The following is a 3,423-nucleotide window of genomic DNA, read 5'->3' on the forward strand; positions in this document are numbered from 1 at the left end:
AGAGACTCCCGCGTGAGGGATAGTAGTGGAAAACCCACAGCCTGACAAAGGAAGTGCGAGGACTTGAAGCGAATTGCTTCGCCAGTTCGGCTTTCAGCCTCGGGTGACCGACCTACCTTTTCGCGAAAGGACACACCATAAAATAAAAAATAGAAAAACATACCTTATATATATTGTATGTCTTTTGCGAAACTGTTATATTTGCATTCACAAAATTATAATGATGATTAAGATTACATTACCTGATGGTTCGATTAAAGAGTTTGAGAATGGCGTAACTCCTATGGATGTTGCAAAAAGTATTAGTGAAGGTTTAGCTAGAAACGTGATTTCGGCAGCTTTTAATAACAATACGGTGGAAACTTCGACGAAATTGACTACGGATGGTTCGCTTGTTTTATATACTTGGAATGATAAAGATGGTAAGAAGGCTTTTTGGCATTCGACTTCACATGTCATGGCACAAGTATTAGAGGAAATGTACCCAGGCTTGAAATTAACTCTTGGTCCTGCGATTGATAATGGATTTTATTATGATGTAGATTTTGGTGATGCTAAAATTGTGGAAGCTGATTTTAAAAATATTGAGAATCGTATTTTAGAGATTTCGAAAGAAAAGCATGAGTTTAAATTGCGTCCTGTAACAAAAGCGGATGCTCTGGAACTATACAAAGACAATGAATACAAAACTGAACTAATTACAAATCTTGAAGATGGTACAATCACTTTTTGTGATCACGCTACTTTTACCGATTTGTGTCGTGGCGGACATATTCCGAATACTGGAATTATTAAGGCTGTAAAAATCATGAGTATAGCTGGTGCTTACTGGCGTGGTGATGAGAAAAACAAGCAATTGACTCGAGTTTACGGAACTTCGTTTCCGAAACAAAAGGATTTGACTGATTATTTAGAACTACTTGAGGAAGCAAAACGCCGTGATCACAGAAAATTAGGAAAAGAATTAGAATTATTCGCTTTTTCCCAAAAAGTGGGACAAGGATTGCCTTTGTGGTTACCTAAAGGAGCTGCTTTGCGTGATCGTTTAGAGCAATTTTTGAAAAAGGCTCAGAAAAAAGGTGGTTACGAGCAAGTGGTTACACCACATATTGGTCAGAAAGAATTGTATGTTACTTCTGGACATTATGCTAAATATGGAGCAGATAGTTTTCAGCCGATTACAACTCCTGCTGAAGGTGAGGAATTCTTATTGAAACCTATGAACTGTCCTCATCACTGTGAAATATACAATGTTAGACCTTGGTCTTATAAAGATTTACCAAAGCGTTACGCAGAATTTGGAACTGTTTACAGATACGAACAAAGTGGCGAATTACACGGTTTAACACGTGTTCGTGGCTTTACTCAAGATGATGCACATATTTTTTGTACACCAGATCAATTGGACGAAGAATTCAAAAAAGTAATTGACCTAGTATTATATGTATTTGGATCTTTAGGATTTGAAAATTTTACAGCTCAAATTTCATTACGAGATAAAGAAAACAGGGATAAATATATAGGTAGTGATGAAAACTGGGAAAAGGCTGAAAATGCTATTATTAATGCAGCACGAGATAAGAATTTAAATACTGTTGTAGAATATGGTGAAGCCGCTTTTTACGGACCAAAGCTAGACTTTATGGTCAAAGATGCTTTAGGAAGAAGCTGGCAATTAGGAACTATTCAGGTAGATTATAACTTACCTGAACGTTTCGAATTAACATACAAAGGTTCAGACGATCAGTTACATAGACCTGTTATGATTCATAGAGCTCCATTTGGAAGTATGGAACGTTTTATCGCTATTTTATTAGAACATACAGCAGGAAATTTCCCACTTTGGTTAATGCCAGAACAGGCTACAATCTTGTGTTTGAGTGATAAATATGAAATATATGCGAAAAAAGTTTTAAATCTGCTAGAAAATCACGAAATTCGCGCCCTAATTGACAACAGAAATGAGTCGATTGGAAGAAAAATTAGAGATGCAGAAATGCAAAAAACCCCGTTTATGTTGATTGTAGGCGAGGAAGAAGAGAAGAACAACACCATTTCTATACGTCGTCATGGACAAGAAGGAAAAGGAAATATTACGGTTACAATAGAAGAATTTGCTAGAATTGTAAACGATGAAATAAGCAAAACATTAAAAACATTTGAAGTTTAACTAAAAATTAAGAGCCATAGCAATTAGAAACAGTAGAGGTTACCAGCCTCGAGTAGAAAAAAAAGACGAACATAGAATAAACAACTTTATTCGTGTTCCAGAAGTACGTCTTGTAGGAGAGAATGTTGAGCCTGGAGTTATAAAAACTTCGGAAGCAATGAAACTTGCCGACCAATTAGAATTAGATCTAGTTGAAATTTCTCCAAACGCAGAGCCTCCTGTATGTAAAATAATGGACTATAAAAAGTTCGTTTACATGCAGAAGAAACGTGAAAAAGAGCTAAAAGCTAAATCTACTCAAATTGTAGTTAAAGAAATTCGTTTTGGTCCTCAAACAGATGAGCATGATTATGAATTTAAAAGAAAAAATGCAGAGAAGTTCCTTAAAGAAGGTTCTAAACTAAAAGCATTTGTATTCTTTAAAGGTCGTTCGATTATCTATAAAGATCAAGGGCAAATCTTATTATTAAGACTAGCTACTGATCTTGAAGAACATGGTAAAGTAGAAGCTATGCCAGTTCTGGAAGGAAAAAGAATGATTATGTTTATTGCTCCAAAGAAGAAAAAATAGTATTAGCAAATTTAAGGATTAGACAAAAGTTTTAAAACTGATGACTATTTCTTATAGCTTTCACTTAAAGATAGTAAGTAAGAATAAATTAAAAAACTAGGAAAAATGCCTAAAATGAAAACCAAATCTAGTGCCAAGAAACGATTTAAAGTTACTGGTTCTGGAAAGATTAAAAGAAAACACGCTTTTAAAAGTCATATTTTGACTAAAAAATCTAAAAAACGTAAATTAGCTTTGACACACTCAGCGCTAGTTCACAAAACAGATATGAAAAGCATCAAACAACAATTAAGAATTATCTAATCGACAATTTCAATTGTCAATTACAAAAATAATTCTTTAGGTTAAAATTATTTAAAATAACCTTGGAGTGGGCCATTAAGTACCTTCGATTAAATTCAGGTCGCCTTACTACAAAAAAACATTAAAATTATGCCAAGATCAGTAAATTCAGTTGCTAAAAGAGCAAGAAGAAAAAAGATAATGAAGCAAGCCAAAGGTTTCTTTGGTCGTCGTAAAAACGTTTGGACAGTTGCAAAAAACGCGGTTGAGAAAGCAATGTGCTACGCTTACCGTGACAGAAAAGTAAATAAAAGAAATTTCCGTGCTTTATGGATTCAACGTATCAACGCTGGAGCTAGATTAGAAGGAATGTCTTATTCTCAATTCATGGGTAAAGTTA

General features: G+C 34.5%; 4 protein-coding genes. All 4 read left to right on the top strand.

The genetic code is table 11. The annotated features are described in order from the left end of the window. Positions 1–223 precede the first annotated feature (223 nt). Positions 224–2,170 (top strand): threonine--tRNA ligase, encoded by a 1,947-nt coding sequence (gene thrS, locus ACKVOV_RS05685; protein ID WP_409205797.1) that lies wholly within the window; start codon positions 224–226, stop codon positions 2,168–2,170. 22 nt (positions 2,171–2,192) lie between these two features. Then, the gene (gene infC, locus ACKVOV_RS05690; RefSeq protein WP_071948519.1) at positions 2,193–2,741 is read left to right on the top strand and encodes a translation initiation factor IF-3; all 549 of its coding nucleotides are present in this window, start codon (positions 2,193–2,195) and stop codon (positions 2,739–2,741) included. Between the two features lie 105 nt (positions 2,742–2,846). Then, entirely contained in the window at positions 2,847–3,044 is a 198-nt protein-coding gene (rpmI, locus tag ACKVOV_RS05695) for a 50S ribosomal protein L35 (RefSeq protein WP_022827375.1), read from the top strand. 129 nt (positions 3,045–3,173) lie between these two features. After that, positions 3,174–3,423, top strand: a 250-nt coding sequence (gene rplT / locus ACKVOV_RS05700; RefSeq protein WP_409205798.1) for a 50S ribosomal protein L20, incomplete at its 3' end; no start/stop codon positions are given.

Origin of the sequence: Flavobacterium sp., assembly GCF_046153165.1 — a bacterium.
Taxonomy (GTDB): Bacteria; Bacteroidota; Bacteroidia; order Flavobacteriales; family Flavobacteriaceae; genus Flavobacterium.

Bases quoted from the DNA above. Each gene is read 5' to 3' on its own strand.
- thrS (WP_409205797.1), top strand. From the start codon at position 224: ATGATTAAGATTACATTACCTGATGGTTCGATTAAAGAGTTTGAGAAT.
- rpmI (WP_022827375.1), top strand. From the start codon at position 2,847: ATGCCTAAAATGAAAACCAAATCTAGTGCCAAGAAACGATTTAAAGTT.